This is a genomic window from Phycisphaeraceae bacterium, from assembly GCA_019636655.1.
Taxonomy (GTDB): Bacteria; Planctomycetota; Phycisphaerae; order Phycisphaerales; family UBA1924; genus JAHBXB01.
This window is the reverse complement of the sequence record JAHBXB010000005.1, coordinates 66,458-87,373: the sequence shown is the minus strand read 5'-3', so window position 1 is coordinate 87,373 and position 20,916 is coordinate 66,458. Positions and strand designations below refer to the sequence as shown.

19 protein-coding genes are annotated in these 20,916 nt (G+C 67.7%); 5 read left to right on the top strand and 14 right to left on the bottom strand.

What is annotated here, in order from left to right; all coding sequences use genetic code 11:
- Positions 1–39: 39 nt before the first annotated feature.
- From rplB to rpsJ, 5 genes are all read right to left on the bottom strand, one after another.
- Complete coding sequence (rplB, locus tag KF745_13265) at positions 40–897, bottom strand: 50S ribosomal protein L2 (protein ID MBX3359382.1); 858 nt, start codon at positions 895–897, stop codon at positions 40–42.
- A 36-nt stretch (positions 898–933) separates the two neighbouring features.
- Positions 934–1,212 (bottom strand): 50S ribosomal protein L23, encoded by a 279-nt coding sequence (rplW, locus tag KF745_13260; GenBank protein MBX3359381.1) that lies wholly within the window; start codon positions 1,210–1,212, stop codon positions 934–936.
- Complete coding sequence (gene rplD / locus KF745_13255) at positions 1,212–1,940, bottom strand: 50S ribosomal protein L4 (GenBank protein ID MBX3359380.1); 729 nt, start codon at positions 1,938–1,940, stop codon at positions 1,212–1,214. Before rplD ends, rplW begins: the two co-directional genes overlap by 1 nt.
- Positions 1,941–2,246: 306 nt before the next feature.
- Positions 2,247–2,939, bottom strand: a complete 693-nt coding sequence (gene rplC / locus KF745_13250) for a 50S ribosomal protein L3 (GenBank protein MBX3359379.1) — start codon at positions 2,937–2,939, stop codon at positions 2,247–2,249.
- A gap of 172 nt (positions 2,940–3,111) precedes the next feature.
- Positions 3,112–3,420 (bottom strand): 30S ribosomal protein S10, encoded by a 309-nt coding sequence (gene rpsJ / locus KF745_13245; protein MBX3359378.1) that lies wholly within the window; start codon positions 3,418–3,420, stop codon positions 3,112–3,114.
- A gap of 471 nt (positions 3,421–3,891) precedes the next feature.
- On the opposite strand from rpsJ, the gene KF745_13240 reads away from it, so the two are divergent.
- The 3 genes from KF745_13240 (at position 3,892) to ruvB (ending at position 8,433) form a co-directional block, all read left to right on the top strand.
- Complete coding sequence (locus tag KF745_13240; GenBank protein MBX3359377.1) at positions 3,892–5,427, top strand: hypothetical protein; 1,536 nt, start codon at positions 3,892–3,894, stop codon at positions 5,425–5,427.
- Between the two features lie 103 nt (positions 5,428–5,530).
- A complete protein-coding gene (locus tag KF745_13235) occupies positions 5,531–7,354 on the top strand; it encodes a M20/M25/M40 family metallo-hydrolase (GenBank protein MBX3359376.1) in 1,824 nt (607 codons plus the stop codon).
- A 41-nt stretch (positions 7,355–7,395) separates the two neighbouring features.
- Positions 7,396–8,433, top strand: a complete 1,038-nt coding sequence (ruvB, locus tag KF745_13230) for a Holliday junction branch migration DNA helicase RuvB (GenBank protein MBX3359375.1) — start codon at positions 7,396–7,398, stop codon at positions 8,431–8,433.
- 37 nt (positions 8,434–8,470) lie between these two features.
- Here ruvB and KF745_13225 read toward each other — a convergent pair whose 3' ends face one another.
- The 4 genes from KF745_13225 to KF745_13210 form a co-directional block, all read right to left on the bottom strand.
- Positions 8,471–9,223 carry a hypothetical protein gene (locus KF745_13225; GenBank protein ID MBX3359374.1) on the bottom strand — a complete coding sequence of 251 codons (753 nt, stop codon included), beginning with the start codon at positions 9,221–9,223 and terminating at the stop codon, positions 8,471–8,473.
- A 63-nt stretch (positions 9,224–9,286) separates the two neighbouring features.
- On the bottom strand, positions 9,287–10,195 hold the full coding sequence (locus tag KF745_13220; GenBank protein MBX3359373.1) for a phosphatidate cytidylyltransferase: 909 nt from the start codon (positions 10,193–10,195) through the stop codon (positions 9,287–9,289).
- A gap of 18 nt (positions 10,196–10,213) precedes the next feature.
- Positions 10,214–11,083 carry an isoprenyl transferase gene (locus tag KF745_13215; protein MBX3359372.1) on the bottom strand — a complete coding sequence of 290 codons (870 nt, stop codon included), beginning with the start codon at positions 11,081–11,083 and terminating at the stop codon, positions 10,214–10,216.
- Positions 11,084–11,173: 90 nt separating this feature from the next.
- Positions 11,174–12,514: an adenylosuccinate synthase gene (locus tag KF745_13210; GenBank protein ID MBX3359371.1), complete on the bottom strand. Its 1,341-nt coding sequence runs from the start codon at positions 12,512–12,514 to the stop codon at positions 11,174–11,176.
- A 150-nt stretch (positions 12,515–12,664) separates the two neighbouring features.
- Between KF745_13210 and KF745_13205 the strand changes: the two genes are divergently transcribed.
- The gene (locus tag KF745_13205) at positions 12,665–12,871 is read left to right on the top strand and encodes a hypothetical protein (protein ID MBX3359370.1); all 207 of its coding nucleotides are present in this window, start codon (positions 12,665–12,667) and stop codon (positions 12,869–12,871) included.
- A gap of 6 nt (positions 12,872–12,877) precedes the next feature.
- Here KF745_13205 and KF745_13200 read toward each other — a convergent pair whose 3' ends face one another.
- Genes KF745_13200 through KF745_13180 form a run of 5 tightly spaced genes read right to left on the bottom strand, consistent with a single transcriptional unit; the run spans position 12,878 to position 19,353 of the window.
- The gene (locus tag KF745_13200; protein MBX3359369.1) at positions 12,878–15,241 is read right to left on the bottom strand and encodes a DUF255 domain-containing protein; all 2,364 of its coding nucleotides are present in this window, start codon (positions 15,239–15,241) and stop codon (positions 12,878–12,880) included.
- Complete coding sequence (locus tag KF745_13195) at positions 15,238–16,317, bottom strand: hypothetical protein (protein ID MBX3359368.1); 1,080 nt, start codon at positions 16,315–16,317, stop codon at positions 15,238–15,240. The genes KF745_13200 and KF745_13195 overlap by 4 nt, the downstream gene beginning before the upstream one ends.
- A 4-nt stretch (positions 16,318–16,321) precedes the next feature.
- Entirely contained in the window at positions 16,322–17,362 is a 1,041-nt protein-coding gene (galE, locus tag KF745_13190) for a UDP-glucose 4-epimerase GalE (GenBank protein MBX3359367.1), read from the bottom strand.
- 32 nt (positions 17,363–17,394) lie between these two features.
- Entirely contained in the window at positions 17,395–18,486 is a 1,092-nt protein-coding gene (gene lgt / locus KF745_13185) for a prolipoprotein diacylglyceryl transferase (protein MBX3359366.1), read from the bottom strand.
- 42 nt (positions 18,487–18,528) lie between these two features.
- On the bottom strand, positions 18,529–19,353 hold the full coding sequence (locus KF745_13180) for a TatD family hydrolase (protein ID MBX3359365.1): 825 nt from the start codon (positions 19,351–19,353) through the stop codon (positions 18,529–18,531).
- Positions 19,354–19,428: 75 nt separating this feature from the next.
- Between KF745_13180 and KF745_13175 the strand changes: the two genes are divergently transcribed.
- The gene (locus KF745_13175; protein ID MBX3359364.1) at positions 19,429–20,913 is read left to right on the top strand and encodes a transglutaminase domain-containing protein; all 1,485 of its coding nucleotides are present in this window, start codon (positions 19,429–19,431) and stop codon (positions 20,911–20,913) included.
- Positions 20,914–20,916 lie beyond the last annotated feature (3 nt).

The window sequence follows — 20,916 nt, the reverse complement described above, 5'->3', positions numbered from 1 at the left end:
CGGGGGTTGATTCGCCTGTCGGCGACCCTGGACTCGTTCTTACTTCAACTGCCCGTAACGCTTGCTCACCCGACGACGGATGATCAGGTCGCTGCTGTGCTTCTTGCGGTTCCTGGTGCCGCCGCCCTTGGCGTGCACGCCCGACGGGCCGCACGGCGGACGGTTGCCCTTGCTGCGGCCCGAGCCGCCGCCCAGCGGGTGGGCGTTGTGGCTCTTCGCCACGCCGCGGGTGATCGGCCGGAAGCCCAGGTGCCGCATCAGGCCGGCCTTGCCGAGCCTCCGGTTCTGGTGGTCCGCGTTGCCGACCTGCCCGATGGTCGCCCGGCAATCCACCGGGACCATCCGCTGTTCGCCCGACGGCAGAACCAGCGTCGCGTACCCGCCCTCGCGGTTGGTCAGCCTGGCGTACATGCCCGCCGACCGGCACATCTGGGCGCCGCGCCCGGGGGCCAGCTCGACACAGTGCACGTCGAGACCCGTCGGGACATCACGCAGCCGCATGTTGTTGCCGACCTTTGGCTCCACCGGACCGGTGCCCGAGGAGACGATCGTGTCGCCGTCCTTGATGCCCATCGGGGAGGGGATGTACCGCTTCACGCCGTCGGCGTACCGGATCAGGGCAATGTGGCACGACCGGTTGGGGTCGTACTCGACGCCGACCACCGTGCCCACGATCCCGTCCCGGTCGTGCCGGCGGAAGTCGATCATGCGGTAGTTCCGCTTCGCGCCGCCGCCGCGTCCCCGAACGGTGATCTTGCCCGAGTGGTTGCGGCCGCCCGACTTGGTCTTGGGGCGCAGCAGCGACTTCTCGGGGGTCTTCTTCGTGACCTCGGCGTGCGCGTTCACCGATGCGAATCGGCGTCCGGCGCTCGTTGGTTTGTAGGTCTTGATCGGCATCGCGTGTCTCGTGTGCTAATGGCCGTAGGGGCCGGATCAGAACAACTCGATGGTGTCCTCTGGGTGAAGCCGGACAATCGCCTTCTTCGTGTCGGACTCGTGCACCAGCCCGTAGCGGAGCCGGCGCTGCTTGCCCTTGCGGACCTGCGTGTTCACGCCGACGACCCGGACCTTGTACAGCGACTCGACGGCCTGCTTGATCTCGGTCTTGGTCGCGCGCCGGTCAACCTCGAAGGCGAACCGCTTGAGCTCGTTCATCTCGAACGTGCTCTTCTCGGTGACCAGCGGACGCTTGACGACGTACGTCGCGTTCATCAGGCCTTCTCCTTCCTGCGTGGATCACGGCGATTGGCCGCGGGGGCCGCCGGAGCGGCCTCTCGCCCCATGGGCGAGACCTTCGCCACCTTCGTCGTCTGGGAGCTCGGCCCACCAAGCCACGCCTCCAGATCCTGCTTGGCGATAACCAGGTAACGGTGGTTGAGCAGGTCGAAGCAGTTGAGCGACCCGGCGTTGCAGACCTTCACGTCCTGCACGTTCTTCGCCGAGCGGCGGGCGTTGTCGTTCGTGGCGTTGATCGCGACCAGCGCCGAGCGGTCGACCTTGATCGCGCTCAGGAAGTCGACGAACGCGCGGGTCTTCGGCTCCGCGAAGCTCATCGAATCGATGACCCGCACCTCGTTGTCCACCAGCTTGGCCAGCAACGCGTTGCGGTTGGCCTTGCGGCGCATCTTCTTGGGCATGTCCAGCCGGAAGTCCTCACGGACCTTCTTCTTGGAGTGCCCGTGGCCGCCGCCGCGGAAGATATTGGCCTTGCGGTCGCCGTGCCGGGCGCTGCCGGTCCCCTTCTGCTTGTACAGCTTCCGGGTAGAGCCCTCGACTTCGTGACGGTTCTTGGTCTTAGACGAGCCCTGGCGCGTGTTCGCGTGGTAGCGCACGTACGCCTGCTTGATCAGCGATGCGTTGATCTGGCCGCCCAGATCCTGCTCGTTGATGGTCAGCTTCCCGACCTCCGAGCCCTTCATGTTGATGACGGGGACAATCATCTGTCTTACCTCGCCCGACGCCTTCGATCACCGCGTGGCACGCGCCACCCGGGTCCTCGCCTATCCGCCGCACCCGCGTCACACATGCGGGAGGAAGGAATCGACTCGGCAGTCCTGTCCATCCCGGCGGTCAGCCGGTGATGGTGCACGCTGCATGTCTGCGTCCGGCGGTTTCGATCGCGTCGCCCCGCGGCTCCGCGTTGACCTTCCGGACCCGCCAACCCGGCACGCTGCCGAGTGGCGGAAACTCCGCTGACCGTTCCCACTCACACGCGGGCCCGGCCTCCCCACCCCCCAGACTCAGGATCACTTCTTCGCCGCGTCGGCCACCTTCTTCGCCTTGCTGCGATTCAGGCGGACCGCCGTGCGGACCGTAACAATACCCCGGTTGGGACCCGGAATCGGCCCCTTCACCAAAATCAATCCGTTTTCCGCATCCACCCTCACCACATCGAGGGATCGGGTGGTCACCCGCTCGGCCCCCATGTGGCCGGACATGCGCTTGCCCTTCTTCAGACCGCCGCCGAAGCCGCGGTTCGAGGCGTGGCTGCCGATCGAGCCCGGCGCCCGGTGCTTTCGCTCGGTGCCGTGGCTGGCAAACATGCCCTTGAAGTTGTGCCGCTTCATCGTCCCCTGGAACCCCTTGCCCTTGCTGGTCCCGATGACGTCGACGTACGGCAGGCCCTCGAACTCCTTGACCGTCAGCGTCTGGCCGAGCGTGTACTTGGAGGCCTCCTCGGCAGGCACCCGGAACTCCTGGTGCGTCCGCTTGGGATCCGTGCCCGCCTTGGCGTCGTGCCCGATCTCCGGGATCGTCGAGTTCCGTGCCTTGATCTCGCCGAATCCGATCTGCACCGCGGAATAACCGTCGGCATCGGCGGTGCGGATCTGCGTCACCACGCACGGCCCGGCCTGGATCACCGTCACGGGGACCGAGTTGCCGGCCTCGTCAAAGACCCGCGTCATGCCAACCTTGGTGCCAAGCAGTGAAATGCCCATCGCGTAACCGCCATCCGACATTCCCGTTCACCCTTGGACCGCCGCGGCCGAGGGCTGGGGACGCTTCGTGCCGTTCGTGCGGGCCATTCCGGGCCGCCGGCAGAGGAAGTCTTGTGTGAACTCAACTCCGTAAAACACAACCGGCCGCCCGTTGGGGCAGCCGGAACTCGAATCAGGCCTTGATCTTGACGAAAACGCCCGCGGGGACGACGAGGCGGTTGAGGGCTTCGACAGTGCGGGCGTTTGGCTCGATGATGTCGATGATGCGCTTGTGGGTGCGGATCTCGAACTGCTCGCGGGATTTCTTGTCGATGAACGGCGAACGCAGCACGGTGTACCGCTCGATCCGGGTCGGGAGCGGGATCGGGCCCGCCACCTTCGCGTTCGTGCGTTTGGCGTGATCCACGATTTCCTTCGCCGAAAGATCCAGGGCGAGGTGGTCGTAGGCTTCCATTCGAATTCGGATTCGTCCGCCGGTCATAACGCCCGTCCTTGCTCGACGCTCCCCCCGCGGGGGCCCGATGTGCTGTTCTCAAAGAACCCGACGACACCACAACCGGCACACTTTCCCGGGCTTCTTTGGCCGGGCACGCACGCCGGACGGGCGAATCGTTCGCCCTCAACAATCGCCTGACTCCTCAGGCTCCGCCGGGCGATCCGTTCGATCCGCGATGCGAATCTTCAGGAACCTTCCGTGCGGATGCTCGCTCTCCTCAGGCCCGAAACGGCCGAGCGGGAACAAGCCGGTAAGGGTACAGCCCTCCCTCGCCGAGTCAACTCCCTCCCGCACGCCATCTTGCGCACTCCCGTGAGAAGGGCCGACGGGGTGTTGGTCGATGGAAGCAGTGTCGAGTGACCGAATCCCCGGCCGCCAACAATGTACGGTGCGCGGGCCAACCCGAGACCTCCCAGGGACGCCCCCAGCACACCACACCTGTGGAGGGATCCACCGATGAACACCCACCAGAATACGCTCCGTCGAGTTCCCGCAGCCCTGCTTGCCGCGTTCGCCCTTGGGGTTGCCGGCGCCCAGGCTCGTGCCCAGCAAGGGGTCACCGTTCCCAACCGGCCCGCCGCCGCACCGACCCGCACAACCCCCCAGCCGGTTACCACCGCCGATCCAAGCCCAATCGAGTTGGCCGATGACCCCTTCCGCCTCGAATCGGTCGGGCTGACCATGTATCTGCCCGCCGGGACCACGGTCCAATCTGACCGCATCGGTGATCGCCAGTCCGTCCAAGTCCTCCCCGAGGAGAAGAGCCGAACCTGGATCCTCAATATCCAGACACCCAAGACCAGCAACCCCAAGGCGACCATCAAGGAATCCGCCGACCAGACAATCGCCCTTCTTCAAGGCTCAGTCGGTGTAACGGATCCACAGCAGACCAGGGTTCTCTCAACCGAGGCCGAGATCCTCGACCGGGCTGAGAACCTCACCCTCGACGCCGGGCCGTGCGAGCGGTTCTACATCGCAACCCCCCCACCTCCGGGGAGCACCAACGCCCCTCGCATCGTCAAGGGCTACACCATCTTCAAGCCCTCGGACACCCAGTTTGTCGTCTTCGAACTCATCACGACCGAGCCCGCTTTCCGCAAGGCCAGGCAGGCGTACGAGACCTGCCTTGCCACGGCGAAGTTCACCGACCCCGCCCAGCTCGCCGCCTCCCGTTCCGCGGCGGTTAAGACCGGCGCCGCCTTCCTGGCCGGCCTGACCCCCGAGGACTACCGCGCGGTCTGTGACGGCAAGGAGCGCTGGTACCGCCTCTTCCGTCCCTCTGCCGGCGGCTCTCCCCGAGATGCCGAAGAAATCGGCTACCGCGGCGTGCGCTTCTGGGCCGGGAAACGGGGCGAACTCGACATCCGAAAGAACCCGGGCAGTTTCTCCCGCGAGGATCAGCAGGAGGGGTTCTTGGCCCGCCTCAAGATCCGGATCATCGACGGCGAGCGGTTCATTGACACCTACGCGACCTACTTCATGAGTCCGGACCGGAAGGAGGAGGCATGGTCCCTCCAGATGACACAGCGGGACCGCAACGGCAAGGACCTCGCCAAGTGGACCGAAATCGGGGCTCGGAACAACAACGACATGACCGTCTCTGTCGAACAGTCCGGGCAGCCCGCCCGCATCGTCAAGCCCTTCTTGCAGGGTGAGGCCTACCTCAGTCAGTTCGAGGCCTACTCGCTTCCGCAACTGCTGATCCGGTCCAAGGCCTCGGCCGATTTCGGTTTCTACACCTATCGAAGCGCCACCGAGACGATCTCCCTGAGGCGCGACACGCTCGCCCGGTCCCCGGCGAACGCGGGGGCGTGGGCGATCACCACGGAGTTCCGCGATGACGCGATGCCGCTGGAGACGGTCTACACCGAGCAGGGTGAGATGATCCGCTCAAGCCTCGGCGAAGGCCGGATCGCCAAACCGATCAACCCGGAGGAGCTCTTTGAACTCTGGCGATCCAAGGGTCTCCCCACGGACACCAGCGGCCGATAGCAGCCGGATCCGCATCAGAACATGCCGGAATGCGGTATCCTGTCTTGGGCTTTCCGCCGCGCTGATTGTTCGGCCGGCGGGCCCGGCCCGCAGGATTCCGCGCATGCCCGGCTTCCGTCCAACCCACACCCTGCACCCATCCGGCCTCCGCGTCGCCGCGGTGATCGCCCTGGCGATTCCCGCAGGCTGCCGCAGCCACGACTCATCGGCGGCACCGACGGCGGCGACCGAGGCAACCGCGACCCCGGCACTCTCGCTCCTGCCTGTAGCGAAGAGCTACACCGCTTATGTCGATGGCAAGCCCCAGTCCGCCCCCGAAATCCCGATGGGCGACCCCGCAACCGTTGCGAGGATTATCGACGAGGGCGTGAACCGCAACGAGGTCATGGATCACCTGACCTACCTGTGCACCCAGATCGGACCGAGGCTCACCGGATCGACCAACGCGGAAAAGGCCAACCTGTGGGCCAGGGACCAGTTCGCCTCCTGGGGACTGACCAACTGTCAGATCGAGGACTGGGGGGAGATCGCCGTCCGCTTCGACCGCGGACCCTCCACCGGAAAACTGCTCGCCGAAACGCGACGCACCCGCAACGGCGAGGAAACCACCGAGATCCGCACGCTCCGTGACCTTGAGTTCACCACGCTCGCCTGGGCCGCCGGCACGAACGGCCCGGCACGCGGACCCGTGCTGTGGATGCCCGAGACCGAAGAGGACTACGCGTCCATCGCCGACCGCCTGCCGGGCGCATGGCTGCTCCTCCGCTCCGCCCCGATCACCTCCGCCGGCGGCATCCGCGCCGGTCGCCCGGCGATGGACGCCCGTTACCGCCACCGCGACGAGGTCCGTAAGAAGGTCGCCGAAGAGAAGATCGACCCCGCCACTCTCCCGCCCGACGACCGTGTGCTCTTCGCCGGGATCAGCGGCTTCATCTCCACATCGCGCGATGAACGTGTGTGGACCTCGGCCGCGCCGAACTGGCGGAGCCTCGATGCCGCCAACATCCCGCCGGATGTCGAGGTAATCGTCCGCCTGAGCGATTACGACTACATGAACTCCCGCCTCGCCGACGGCGAGGACATCCTCGCCGAGTTCAACTGTCCGAACACCTTCACCGCCGGGCCGATCCCGGTCTACAACACCATCGCCGAGATCCCGGGAACCGAGCGTCCAGACGAAGTCGTGATCGTGTCGGCTCACCTGGATTCGTGGAACGGCCCCGGCTCCCAGGGCACCACCGACAACGGCACCGGGTCCTCCGTCACGCTCGAGGCCGCCCGCCTGCTCATGGCCGCAGGCGCCAAGCCCAAGCGCACGATCCGCTTCATCCTCTGGACCGGCGAGGAGCAGGGCCTCCTCGGCTCCCGGGGCTACATCAAGAAGCACGAGGACGAACTCGAGCGAATCTCCGCCGTCTTCGTTGATGACGGCGGGACGAACTACGAGGGCGGCCTTGCCGCCACCGAATCGATGATCCCCATGCTCGCCGCAGCTACCGCGCCCATCAACGGCGTGTTCATCGATAGCTCGGACGACAAGCCGATGACCGTGAACGTCCGCACCATCGCGAGGATGTCCACCCGCGCCGGAGGCGGATCATCCGACCATGCCTCGTTCATCGCCGCGGGCGTCCCCGGCTTCTTCTGGGATGAAGTCGGCCGCGCCGATTACGGGTTCGGCTGGCACACGCAGAACGACACGATGGCCCGTGCCATCCCCGAGTACCTGCGTCAGTCCTCGACGTGTGCCGCCGTGACGGCGTACAACCTCGCCTGCGCCCCGACGCTGCTGCCCCGTCCACCAAAGGACCCTCCGAAGGAGGAGGCCAAGCCCGTTCCCCCCACCACCGCCGCGAGCGAGTCCAAGCCCGCGGAGGTCGCCCCGCCGACGCCCCCGGCCGCTGCATCTCCCGGCACCTCCAACTGACCGGCGCTCCCGCCGCGGCATCACACCATAGACTCCCACCCATGGCGACGGAACGCTTGGTCTCGGCCCACGCACGCACGGAGGAGGAAATCCACGCACGCTCCCTCCGCCCGGACACAATGGCCGAGTACGTTGGCCAGACGGATCTCATCGAGCGCCTTTCGATCGCGATCCGCGCGGCACGCGACCGGAGCGAGGCGATGGAGCACGTTCTGCTTCACGGCCCTCCCGGCTTGGGCAAGACGACGCTCGCCCATGTCATCGCCCGGGAAATGGGCACCCGCGTCCACGTCACCGGTGGCCCGGTCCTCTCCAAGGCCACGGACCTGGTCTCTGCCCTAACGCGCCTCGAGGCCGGCGATGTCCTCTTCATCGATGAGATCCACCGGATGCCCGCGGCGGTCGAGGAGTTCATCTATCCCGCAATGGAGGACTTCCGGATCGACGTCCCGGTTGACTCGGGCCTTTCCGCCCGCACGGTGCAGATCTCCCTCAAGCCTTTCACGCTCATCGGCGCCACCACCCGCGCGGGCATGGTCAGCGCCCCGCTGCGATCCCGCTTCGGAATTACGCACCACCTGAAGTTCTACGAGCCCGGCGAGTTGCTCACCATCCTGCGGCGGTCCTGCTCGCTCCTGGGCGTCGCGGCGGACCAGGACGCGACGCTGGAGACCATCGCCCGGCGCTCCCGCGGCACCCCCCGGATCACCAACCGCCTTCTCCGACGCGTAAGGGACTTCGCCCAGGTCAAGGGCGGCGGCCGCATCACCGGGCTCATCGTGGAGGACTCGTTGCGGCTCGAAGGGGTCGACAACCTCGGCCTGGACGACCTCGACCGTGCCTACCTCCGCACAATTGCGTCGACCTACGAGGGTGGGCCGGTCGGGCTTGAGGCCGTTGCCGCCACCATGAACGAGGACGCCGGCACGCTGGAGGATGTTGTCGAACCCTACCTGCTCCAGATGGGTTTCCTCGCCCGGACCCGCCGCGGCCGCGCACTGACTCGCGCCGGCGCATCGCACCTGGGCGTAACGCTCCGACCCGACGCGGGCCGGTCGGAACTCTTTGAAGACGCCTGATCTGGTGAAACCCGCCCAACCTGCCGCCACCGACGCATCAACCCTTCGCGGCTGACTTCGGTCGCACGATCTCCTCTTCCGTATAGAGGATGCAGTGGCACGAGACGCACCGGGTGAGCTTCCCGGACACGATCGAGGAAACTGTCTCGACCGGCAGGGTCATGAAGCAGGCCGCACAGGAGTACTCGTACGCACGCCGATCGATCACCTCGACGGAGGCCATCGCCTCGTCGCCGCGGGACTTGACCAGTTGCTCAAAGGCCACCAGCGCTTCGGCAGGGATCGCCTTCGCGAGGGTTGCCCGCTGCTTCGTCAGTTCCGCCAGCCGCTCCCGGATCTCCGCCTCCTTCGCATCACGGTCGGTCTTGGCCTGCGCCGCGATTGCCTGGCGTTCCGTGATCTGGGTGCGGATGGTCGCGAGTTCCTTGTCCTGCTCTTCGATCCGCGACATCGCGGCGAGGGCATCTGACTCATGCACGTCCTTCTGATCCTTGAACGTTCCCAACTCAGTCAGGAACGCGTTGTACTCCTTCGCGGTCTTGGCCGAGTTCATCTGCTCACGCAGGCCGGCGATCTTCGCGTCGAGCCGCTTCGCCTCCCCTTCGGCGTTGGCCGCCTCGGCCCGCAGGTGCTTGGCCTGCGACTCGATGGCCGCCGCGCGAGTGCTCATCCCGTCAAGCAGCGATGTCTGCTGGGTGAGGAACGACTCCGCAACGTCGAGGCGGCTGCGGAGACCACGGACTTGTTTATCGACGCGAAAGAGTTCAAGGAGTTGCGACGTAACCGTCATCAACCGCTCCGGCTGGCCCCCGACTTACCCGCAAGGTAACCGCTCGATTCTAGCGGGCTCAACTCAGTTGGCTATCGTCGAACCCCGCAACAGCCAGAAAGCCACGGGCGCGACAAACAAAACCGAGTCGATCACGTCCAGAACGCCGCCGAAGCCCGGGATCGACCCGCCAGAATCCTTCAGCCCTGCGTCCCGCTTGAACATGCTCTCGATCAGGTCTCCCGCCTGTCCGACGACCGCGAATGTCGCTCCCGCAATGGCCCCGAACCACACGCTCTGGACGTGAACGCCGGCCAGCGTGTGCAGCAACCACATCCCCAGCGCCCCAATCCCGGCGGCCATCAGCACCCCGCCGGCCAGCCCCTCCCAGGTTTTCCCCGGGCTCAGCCAGGGAATCAGCTTGTTCCGCCCGACGGTCATCCCCGCCGCGAACGCCCCGATGTCGCTCGACTTGGTGGTCAGCACCACCCACAGCAGCACCCAGGCCGAGTGCTGGCGACGGATGGCCAGCAGAAACCCGAACATCAGCCCCAGGTAGACGAATGCCAGCATCACCCCGCCGGTCGCGGCGACGACACCCTGCGTCGACTTGTGCCGTGAGTAGAAGGCAACCGACAGGACCAGCAACGCAACCGCCGTTGTGCTGACGATCGCGACGGCCGTCATCCCGTCGGTGCCCGAAGGCACCACGCACGACACCAGCAGCCCCGCGATCGCCGCGGTCGTGATGATCCGCTTGCTTCCCGCGATCCCCTTGTCCCGCAGGATCCTCGCCATTTCGCGCGATGAGAAAAAACTCACGGCCAGCATGACAAGGAAGACCACCGTCCCCGGGGGCCAGTTCCCACCGTCTTGCAGGAACGGCCGCAGCGCCGCGGGCGCGGCGAGCGTTGTCAGGCGATCGTCAAGCCACAACCCCATGATCGCCAGCGCGATCAGGAGCGGTCCCATCATCAGTCGGTGCTTAAGCACGGGCCAGAATGTAGCCGATCACGCGCCGCCCGTGTGGCCGCCCGCCGTCTGATCCAGACCGCCGAATCGCCGACGCCGGGAGGCAAAATCCCGGATCGCGGCGTGCAGCTCCGCCACGCCGAAGTCGGGCCAGAGAGTCTGGGTCACGTGCAGTTCGGCGTACGAGATCTGCCACAGCAGGTAGTTGCTCACCCGCATCTCGCCCGCCGTCCGGATCAGGAGGTCCGGATCCGGCAGCCCTGCCGTGTACAGGTGCCCTGAAACGGTCGATTCATCGACGCTCTCCGCGGCCAACTCGCCGCGCCGGACCTTCTCCGCGATCGCTCGCGCAGCGTCGGCAATCTCCGCCCTCGCGCCGTAGTTCACCGCCACGCACAAGGTCGGCCCCGTGTTGGCCGCGGTCGCCTCGGTCAGGCGGTCCACCGCTCCCAGTACCTCCGCGGGGAGCCCCTCGCGCCGCCCGATCTGCCTGAACTTCACGTTCGCCTTGACCAGCGCCTCCCGTTCACCGTCGAGGTACATCTCATACAACTGCATCAGCGAGCCGATCTCGTCCGCGGGTCGCTTCCAGTTCTCCAGCGAGAATGAATACAGCGTCAGGACCTCCACCCCGAGTCGCCGGCACTCGTTGATCACAGTCCGAACTGCCGCGGCCCCGTTCCGGTGTCCGAACACCCGCGGGAAGCCCCTCGCCTCGGCCCACCGGCCGTTCCCATCCATGATGATCGCGATGTGGCGGGGGATCCGGCCCGGGTGGACATCACCGATACACGCCAGCGGATCCGCCACCGGATCGCGTCGCCGCATGGCGTCCACGATCTTCAGGGCGTCACGGTCCGCCGCAAACGGGCTGGTCGGTGGACTGTCTGCGACCGCGCTGGCGTTCATGCTCGCTTTCTTCCAATCAGACTGAGCCGGATTTCACACCTACGCCGCGGCAACGCCCAGGTTCACCACGAGGGCGATCATACGGCCCGGCTAGCCCCGGATCGTCTGCGACCGCTCGGGCCCGACCCCGACCATGGCGACCCGGACTCCGACCATCCGCTCGATCAGGTCCAGGTAGACCTTCGCCGCGGGCGGCAGGTCTCGACGCGACCGGACGCCCCCGATGTCCTCCTCGAACCCCGCGACATCGGTGTACACCGGTTCGGCGCCCTCCAGCAGGTCGCCGTCCGGCAGGAACCGGTCCGTCGTCCGCCCGCCAACGCGGTACTCGGTGCAGACCCGAAGCGTCGGCAGCCCCGCGAGCACATCCAGCAGCGTCACCGCCAGACCCGAAGCCCCGGACAGCATCGCCGAGTACTTCACCGCCACCAGGTCCAGCCACCCCACGCGCCGCGGCCGCCCCGTCGTCGTTCCGAACTCCCGCCCGCGCTCGCGGATCCGGTTGCCGGTCTCGTCGAACAACTCGGTCACGAGGGGGCCGTTCCCCACCCGCGTCGAGTAGGCCTTGACCACGCCAAGCACACTGGAGATCTCGGATCCCGGCACACCGGTCCCCGCCGGAATCCCCCCGGCCGTGCACGAGGAACTCGTCACGTAGGGATAGGTCCCGTGGTCCACGTCCAGCATCGCCGCGTTAGCCCCCTCGAAGAGCACCCGCTTCCCCTGCGACCGCAGGTCGTGCAGCAGGTAGGTCGTGTCCTTGATATTCCGCTCCAGGCGTTTCCCCAGCCCCGACGCCCAGGCGATCAGTTCCGCTGGCTTGAACTCGGGCGCCTCATCGTCCGCGGCGAGGCCTCGCAGCATGGCGTTCTTGATCGCGCACGCCAGTTCCACCTTTCGGCGCAGCACCTCCGGCCTCAGCAGGTCACCGGCACGGATCGCGGTGGCCCGCTGCGCCTTGTCCGCGTAGCAGGGGCCGATACCCCGCTTGGTTGTCCCGATCGACCGCCCGGTCGTCTGTTCCTTTGTCGCGTACTGCGCGGAGGAGAGAACCCGTTCCCGGAGCTCGTCCTCGGCCTTGTGGTAGGGCATGACAACGTGGGCGCGGTCCGAGAGCACAAGTCCCGACACGTCGACTCCCCGCTGAGCCAGGCCATCCAGTTCCCGGAGCAGCACCTCCGGGTCCACCACGACCCCGTTGCCGATCACCGCGAGCTTGTCGGGGTACAGGATCCCGGAAGGAACCAGGTGCAGCGCGTACCGCTCCCCGCCCACGACCACGGAGTGCCCCGCGTTGGCGCCGCCGTTGTACCGGACGACGGCCGCGTAGTCGGGCGCGAGCAGGTCGACCAGCTTCCCCTTCCCCTCGTCGCCCCATTGCAGCCCGATAACCGCCGCGCACTCGCCGGTCGTGTTGGTTCGATGTTCCACGATCGCTCCCGCGCCGCCGGCGCTCCCGCCCGCCCCATAACCAGCCGCACGGACGATAGTCCTGCGCCACCCGACCTTCCGCCGCCCTCCATCGTGCCCATCGATGAAGACCCGCCCTCGCCCTGCCGATGCCTCACTGGAGGTCATCCCATGGACGAGAATGTCCGCATCATGTGCCCGAACCTGACGTGCCGGCGCGTCCTCATTGTGCCCCACTCCTCCCGCGGCAAGACGGTCCGTTGCCGCAACTGCACCACGACGATCAGGGTCCCCGCCGGCAAGGGCGCCGGCCCGGCCCCGACCGCACCCACCGACCAGGCGGCCCAGCCCGCGGCATCGCCCCCGGCAAAAGCCTGACCGCCGTCACTGGCGATCGATCGCGATATCCAACTCCACCGCTACCGGCACCAGGCATTCTGTCTCCGTGCACGCCTGGTACCGCACCGCGATCAACGGCCGCCCCGTCACCTCGCCGGTTCGTTCGATCACGATCGGCAGCGTGACCTCGCCCCTGTACACCCGCAGATCCCCATTCGGCCCGTAGGGTGCTCCCTCCGGATAGTCGGCGTAGACCGCGTACCCGCTCCCACCCACCATGAACACACGCAGCGGGATCAGGTCCTTTCCACCAGGCCCGGGATCCGCCGCAGTCACGTGGTACCCCTCCGCAACCCGCAGCTTGAGGACAGTCCCCGCCGCTCCCTCGTGACCCTCACCAACCGCGAGACGCTCGACCGCCGCGAGCACCTCCACCGCGCCATCGGGGGCGCCGCCCGCCGCCGCCTTGGCCGTTTCGGCCCCGTTCAGCGCCGCCTGAAGGGCGGCCGCGGTCCCCGGCGCCGTCAGCATCCTCAGCAGCGCCCGCGTTGAGTTCACGCTCCCCACCGACGACTGGGCCGCCGCCGCGCTCACCGATGCCATGCACCCCGCGGCGGCATCCAGGTATTCCGTACCCCCCAGAATCTCGTGCAGGTCGAGCAGGTTGTGCAGCATCACCGAGACGCCGCTCGGAACCGCCCCGTCGTACGTCGACCTCGCCCGCACGAACAGGTCCCCCTGCCCGGCCCGGGTGTCGAAGTATCCGCCCCGATCCGAATCACCAAACAGCTCTCCCGCTCGCTTCGTCAGGGCGACCGCCTCGCGCAGGTATCGCTCACGTTCATCATGCCCCGCCCGGTGCAGTTCAATCAGCCCGTGGATCACGTACGCGTAGTCGTCGAGGAACGCCGGGATCTTGGCCGTCCCCGCGCGATAGGACCGCATCAGCGTCGGCTCCCCATCCATCTCCACCACGAGCAGCCGCAACACTGCATCCGCCGCCCTGGCGCCGGCATCAATGTACCGGCGATCCTCCAGCACCGAGCCCCCGACCGCCATCCCCGCGATCATCAGCCCGTTCCACCCCGCCAGAACCTTGTCGTCCCGCGACGGCTGATCGCGCCGGGCCCGCGCCGCGTACAGGCGTCCATTCACGGCGTCCAGCCGCTCGAGCAGCGCCGCCTCGGTCATCCCCAGCGACTCCGCGACCCGCTCCGGACGATCAACCAGGTACAGCACGCTCGAGGCCGGCTCGTCCTGGTGGTGCGGATCCTTGAAGTTCGCACCCCGCGACACCCCGTATACCCGTGCTGCGAACGCCGCGTCCTCTTCACCGAGCACCGCGGCCATCTGCTCCATGGTCCACAGGTAGTTCTGTCCCTCCCTGTGATTCACCTCGGCGTCCTGCGCGCTGCAGAACGCTCCATCGGGCGAGGTCATCTCCCGCAGCACGTAGTCGAGGGTTCGCCGCACGATGCGCCGGTAGAAGCCGTCGCCGTACTCTCTCGCCGCGCGGGCATACACCTCCGCGAGCTGGCCGTTGTCGTACAGCATCTTCTCGAAGTGCGGCACGATCCAGCGTCCGTCCACGCTATACCGGTGGAACCCACCCCCCACCTGGTCGTTCATCCCCCCGATCGCCATCTTGTCCAGCGTGAGCCGCACCGCCGCATCCACCGCATTCCGCGTCGCCTCATCCCCCGCAAACCCGCGGAACGCCAGCAGAAACTCCGGGTACGACGGCTGCGGGAACTTCGGCCCCCCCCCGCCGTCGCCCCCTCCCCCAAACCCGCCGTTCACCGGATCGTGCATCCGCAGCAGCATCGACACGCCCTGCGCCACCTGTTCGCGACCGATCTGGCGCGGCGCCGCCGCGGCCGCGAGGTTCTCTCGAACGGCCCGAGCCACGCTCTCGGCCTGCTCGATCACCTCTCCCCGCTTCTGCTTCCACGCATCCGACATCCCCACGAGCACCCGTCGAAAACTCGGCAGACCGTGCCGATCCTCCGGCGGGAAGTACGTGCCGGCAAAGAACGGCCGCAGCGATCCCGGCTCAAGGAACACGCTCATCGGCCACCCGCCGCGCCCGGTCAGCACCTGCACCGCGTTCATGTAGATGTCGTCGACATCGGGCCGCTCCTCCCGGTCGACCTTTACGCACACGAACCGCTCGTTCATCACCGCCGCCGTCGCTTCGTCTTCGAACGACTCCCGCTCCATCACGTGGCACCAGTAGCACGTGGAGTACCCGACACTCAGAAAAATGGGCACCCCTCGCTCCCGCGCCGCCGCGATCGCCCCGTCCCCCCACGGGTACCAGTCGACCGGATTGCGCGCGTGCTGCAGCAGGTACGGACTCGTCTCCTTCGCGAGACGGTTCTCCCGTGGCTGTGCGGCACGACCGCTCATCGCACCGCTCCCCTCCCGGCCGCGGCGCCCCCGCCGTGCGGCGGCTCAGGCCGGATGTTCATCTTCCGCACCACCATCGCGAGAAACCCCTCTCCCCGCTCCTCGCCTGTCGGGCCAGCCTCAAGCGCCGCCCCCCGCTGACGCCCCGCCAGGGCTCTCGCCGCGGTCAGGCACGACCGCACCGCCGCCTCCAATGGAAGGTGCACGAGCGACAGGCTTACGAACCCATCAAGCACCCGCTCGCCGTCATCATCGTCACCAATGAACTGCGCCCTCACCCGCTCAAAAGCACGCGCGTACTCCGCCGCGGCGTCCGCCAGCCCCGCGACAGCGCCGGGATCCCCCGCCACTCCCGCCGCAATCGCCCCCCGCAACGCGGCCAGTTCCCCCGCCAGCACCCGCCTTGCCCGGAGCACCATCGCACCACTTGCTCTGAGCAACACCGGAACGGCCACCGCCGCCCTTCGCCTGGCCATCAGCGCCTCGGCCCGCTGCGTTACCGACCCGCACCCGGTCTCGAAGCCCGCCCGCGCAACGATCGCTCCGTGCCTTGCGGCAAACCGGTCCAGCCCCGCCGTCAGCAGCAGCCCGATCCCCGGGTCCGGCCCGCCCTTGAGCAGATCCCCGCACAGCATGTCCAGGTGCAACTCAGGGTTCTCGAACAGCGTCGGCCGGATGAGCGCCCTCACCGGCCCCCACCGCTCGTCCCCCGACAACTCGTCCCACACCTCCCGCGGCTCATCCGCGGTGTCCTCTACCCCAACCGTCGACGCAAGCACGCCCGCCCGCCACAGCGGCATCGTCCAGCGCCACGACTCCATCAGCCGCAGGAACCGCGGCGAGTGCTCCACCGCCTCCCGGATCTGCCCACGGCCCGGACCCTCCATCCCGCCCACAAACCCCTCCGGAACCGGCAGCAGTGTGACCGCCCGATCCGCCAGCAGCAGCGCGGCCATCGCCGGCTCCTCACGCGTCGTGAGGTGGTAGGGACTGATCGCGATGGTGAGGCCGTTGTGCTCGATGGGTCTGCTCCCGCCACAACGATAGTGGCGGGCCACGCCCCCGTCCCTCTTCACCACCCTATTCCCTCCCGTAGCCGCGGGGGTGCTTCTCGAACCACCGCCACGCCGAGCCGACGATCTCGTCCAGATCCGTGATCGACGCCCGCCACGACAAGTCCCTCTGGATCTTCCTCGGGTCCGCGTACAGCGCCGGCGGATCCCCCGCGCGCCGGTCGCCCTCCACCACCGCGATCCGCTTCCCTGTCACCCGCTCGCACGCCCCGATGATCTCCCGCACCGAGTACCCCCGCCCGATTCCCAGGTTGTACACCCGCCCGCTCTCGTCCTTCGCCGGATCCAGCGATCCCATCACCGCCACGTGCGCATCGACCAGGTCCTCCACGTGCACATAGTCCCGGATGCACGTGCCGTCGGGCGTCGGATAATCCGTTCCGAAGATCGTCACCTTCTCGCGCTGCCCGAGCGCCACCTGCAGGACCACCGGGATCAGGTGCGTCTCCGGCTCGTGGTGCTCCCCGATCAACCCGGTCCGGTCGCTCCCGGCCACGTTGAAGTACCGCAGGGCCGCGTACGCAAACGCACGCCCCTGCCGCCGCGCCTGCGCGTGCACATCCCGCAGCATGTGCTCCACGTGCAGTTTCGACCAGCCGTACGGATTGATCGGCGACTGCGGGCACGTCTCCGCGATCGGGATCCGATCCGCCGCGGGCTCGCCGTACGTCGCGCACGTGCTGGAAAACACCACCCGTCCCACGCCCGCGCCGGCACACGCCTCCAGAAGCACCAGCGACGCCGCCGCGTTGTTCCTGTAGTACCGCAGAGGCTCGTTCACGCTCTCGCCGACGTACGCCAGCGCCGCAAAGTGCATCACCGTCTCGATGCCGTGCTCCCTCAGCACCCGGTCCACCAGCCCCCGGTCACCCACGTCACCCTGCACGAACGTCAGCCTCCCTCCCGCCCCGCTCGCGATCAGGTTGATCGCCTCGCGGTGCCCGCGGAAAAGGTTGTCCAGCGCCACCACCCGGTGCCCATCGCGCACCAGCCGCTGCACCGCGTGCGACCCGATGTACCCCGCACCGCCGGTCACCAGAATGTTCATGGATCTTGCATCTCCTGGCCGTGACGCACACCTTAGGCCGCCGCCCGTTCCTTCCCGCGCCACCACCCGCCCACCGCCGCGTTCGCCCGCGTCAGGCTGTACCACAGCAGCCCCAGCCCCCCCACCACCATCACCACGCTGAGCCACTGCCCGCGGCTGAGCCCGTACGGCCTAGCATCCGCCCCGACAAACTGCGGGTCCGGCAGTCGCCAAATCTCCGTCACCACCCGCAACACCCCATACGCCGCCAGCCAGACTCCCGCGACAACCCCCGGCTTGCGCGGCTTGTACCACACCATCCACACCACCGCACCGAGCACCAGCCCCTCCGCCGCCCCCTGCAGCAACTGCGACGGCACCCGCGAGGCCAGCAGCGGCTTGAGTTCCGCCGCGTGCCGCCCCGCCGTTTCGATCAGGTGATTCACCGCCTGACCGAACGTCTGGTTCGGCAACGCGCTCTTTCGCACCAGGGCCCACAACTCCGCCTGCTGCTCAACCGACAACACCGGCGTGTGCCCCTCCGGCGGCAGACCCGGGGCCACCCACCCGCTCAACTCCTGCGGATACTGCACCGTCCACCACGGCCCCTCGACGCCCGGCTTCGACATGATCCGCCCCAGCAACTCGCCGTTGACAAAGTTCGCCAACCGCCCGAACAGCAGCCCGAACGGCGAGACAAGCCCGATCACGTCCAGCAGGTGCAGCATCGTGCAGCGGCCGTGCACCTGCCCATCGGCTCCCTTCCACCCGCGCGAGATCCGCCACGACGCAAGGATCGCCCCCACGATCCCCCCGTGGCTCGCCATCCCGCCGTGGTTGATCGCCAGCAGCCCCCACCACGGCGGCGAACTCGAGAACTCCACGAACAGCGACCGCTGATACACCAGCGCATACCCCAGCCGGCCGCCCACCAGCACCCCCGCGATCAGCCACATCAACGCATCCCCCACTCGCTCGTAGGGAATGAGGATCAACCCCCGCTTCGCCAGCCCCCGCATGATCAGGTACGCCACCACGAACCCGGCAAGGTACGCCAGGCCATACCACCGGATCCCGAAGGAATCCGTGAACCTCACGAGAAACGGGTCGAGCGTGTGCAGCCATGCGGCGAGCGTGATCAGCATCGGTCCGCAGCATAGCAGCGGCGGCCAATCCGCCGCGCCCACCTACCTCGCATCCACCCCGAAGAACGCCCGTGTGTTCCGGTTCACCTGCTCGTGGAACGCGTCGAATCCCTCCCCCCTCGTCGCCGCCAGCGACTCCGCCACGTACCGCGTCCACGCCGGCCGGCACGGCCGCCTCCCCCTCATCGGATCGGGCGCCAGGAATGGCGCATCGGTTTCCACCATCACCCGGTCCGCCGGGACCAGCCGAGCCGCCTCCTTCACCTCCGCCGCGTTGCGATACGTCGCCACCCCCGTGAACGACACGCTCGCCCCGAAGTCCAGCACCTTCCGCACATCCGCCGGCGTCCCCGTGAAACAGTGGAAGACAAACCGCTCCGGCGGCAGCGACGTTCCCCGCAGCACCGGGATCAGGTCGTCGAACGCCTCGCGGCAGTGCACCACGACCGGCTTCCGGATCGCCACGCCCCCCTGCCTGCTCCGCCACTCACCGCGCGAACACTTCTGGATGAACTCCAGTTGCTCCTCCAGCACCGCCCGCTGCACACGCGCTTCGGGCTCCTTGTAGTGGTTGTCCAGCCCGAGTTCCCCCCACGCCACGCACCGCGCATCGCTCGCCACCGCGTACATCGCGTCCCAGTCGTGCCCCACCGATGGCCCCGCCTGGTCCGCGTACAGCGGGTGCACCCCCGCCGCGCACCACACCCGCTCGTGCATCCTCGCCACCGCCAGCGCCCGCGCCGCATCCTCCACCGTCGTCGAGATGGTGATCATCCCCGTCACGCCAAGGCGCGAGGCCTCCTCCAACTCTTCTTCCACCCTCCCCTCAAAATCCGGAAACGTCAGATGGCAATGCGTATCGATCACGCCCGACGGTATCCGTCCACCCGGGCCACCGGCCAACCCGGCCCCCCCTCGATTAGTCGCCACCTACTCTTTCCGATGCGACTCCTCCTCACCATCCTCCTCGCGATCTTCCCGGCCTCCGTCCTCTCCGCGGCGCCGCCGGACAGCGATCTCTGGTACGTCATCGACATGGACGGCCAGCGCAGCGGCTACATGCACACCGTCCAGAAAACTGACGGCGACCGCATCACCTCGACCACAGACACCCGCTTCAAGATCAAGCGCGGCGCCACCGTCATGTCCCTGCGCTTTTCCACCGAGTTCGTCGAGACCATCGATGGCAAGCCCGTCTCCATGAAGTCCGTCCAGGCCTTCGGCACCAAGCCGACCACCACCACGTGGACCTACAACGCCGACGACCTCACCGTCGTCACCACCATCCCCGGCGGCAAGCCCACCACGACGACCGTCCCTCTCCCCGATGGCATCTGGCTTACCCCCGCCGCCGCGGCGGAGTTCACCGCCAAGCGCCTCGAGGCCGGCGCCGAGACGATCGAACTCCGCACCATCGACCCCTCCACCGGCCCCGAACCCTTCATCCTCACCGCCAAGGTCCTCGAGCGCACCACCGTTGAGGCCCTCGGGAAGACCGTCCCCGCGATCAAACTCTCCCAGACCATCAGCACCGTCCCCAACATCGCCACCACCGCCTTCGTCGACGAGCGGGGCGTCGCTGTTCGCTCCACCACCGACATCGGCGGCATCACCATGACCATCCTCGCCGCCGACAAGGACCTTGCCCTCGCCAAGCTCGATCCCCCGGAACTGATGCAGCGCACGTTCGTCAAGCCGGACCGACCGATCGAGAAGCCCCGCTCCATCCGCAACGCCCGCTTCGTCCTTTCGATCCCCGAAGGCGAGTTCCCGGCCCTCCCGGACACCGGCGCGCAGAAGGTCGAGCCCATCGACGCCCGCTCCGCCCGCGTGAGTGTCTCCACCTCCGGCCCGGGCACGCCCGCCGACCCCGTCGATTCCGCCAACGCCGCCTACACCACCGCCAGCAGCGCCCTGGACAGCAACGATCCCGAGGTGATCCGCCTCAAGGACGAGGCCCTCGCCAAGGCCGCACCCGGCGATGCCCTCGCCCGTGCCACAACGCTCCGCGACTTTGTGCACACCTATATCTCCAAGAAGGATCTGGGCGTCGGATTCGCCAGCGCCTCCGAAGTCGCCCGCTCCAAGCAGGGCGATTGCTCCGAGCACGGCTGCCTCCTCGCCGCGATGCTCCGCGCCGACGGCATCCCCGCACGCGTGGCTTCCGGCCTGATCTACGCAGACGCGTTCGCCGGCTCCAAGGCGATCTTCGGCTACCACATGTGGGCGCAGGCCCTCATCGAGGTCGACGGCAAACCCACCTGGGTCGATCTCGACGCCACGCTCCCTCCCTCGTTCCACTTCGACGCCACCCACATCACCCTCTCCGTCTCACCGCTCGCCGACACCGGCGGCATGAACCCCCTCGTCGCACTCGCCCCGCTGCTGGGCCGGCTCGAGGTCAAGGTCGAGCAGGCAAACCCGTAACCC

Coding starts and splice junctions, on each gene's coding strand:
- rplB (MBX3359382.1), bottom strand. CDS start 897: ATGCCGATCAAGACCTACAAACCAACGAGCGCCGGACGCCGATTCGCA.
- rplW (MBX3359381.1), bottom strand. CDS start 1,212: ATGAACGCGACGTACGTCGTCAAGCGTCCGCTGGTCACCGAGAAGAGC.
- rplD (MBX3359380.1), bottom strand. CDS start 1,940: ATGATTGTCCCCGTCATCAACATGAAGGGCTCGGAGGTCGGGAAGCTG.
- rplC (MBX3359379.1), bottom strand. CDS start 2,939: ATGGGCATTTCACTGCTTGGCACCAAGGTTGGCATGACGCGGGTCTTT.
- rpsJ (MBX3359378.1), bottom strand. CDS start 3,420: ATGACCGGCGGACGAATCCGAATTCGAATGGAAGCCTACGACCACCTC.
- KF745_13240 (MBX3359377.1), top strand. CDS start 3,892: ATGAACACCCACCAGAATACGCTCCGTCGAGTTCCCGCAGCCCTGCTT.
- KF745_13235 (MBX3359376.1), top strand. CDS start 5,531: ATGCCCGGCTTCCGTCCAACCCACACCCTGCACCCATCCGGCCTCCGC.
- ruvB (MBX3359375.1), top strand. CDS start 7,396: ATGGCGACGGAACGCTTGGTCTCGGCCCACGCACGCACGGAGGAGGAA.
- KF745_13225 (MBX3359374.1), bottom strand. CDS start 9,223: ATGACGGTTACGTCGCAACTCCTTGAACTCTTTCGCGTCGATAAACAA.
- KF745_13215 (MBX3359372.1), bottom strand. CDS start 11,083: ATGAACGCCAGCGCGGTCGCAGACAGTCCACCGACCAGCCCGTTTGCG.
- KF745_13205 (MBX3359370.1), top strand. CDS start 12,665: ATGGACGAGAATGTCCGCATCATGTGCCCGAACCTGACGTGCCGGCGC.
- KF745_13200 (MBX3359369.1), bottom strand. CDS start 15,241: ATGAGCGGTCGTGCCGCACAGCCACGGGAGAACCGTCTCGCGAAGGAG.
- galE (MBX3359367.1), bottom strand. CDS start 17,362: ATGAACATTCTGGTGACCGGCGGTGCGGGGTACATCGGGTCGCACGCG.
- lgt (MBX3359366.1), bottom strand. CDS start 18,486: ATGCTGATCACGCTCGCCGCATGGCTGCACACGCTCGACCCGTTTCTC.
- KF745_13175 (MBX3359364.1), top strand. CDS start 19,429: ATGCGACTCCTCCTCACCATCCTCCTCGCGATCTTCCCGGCCTCCGTC.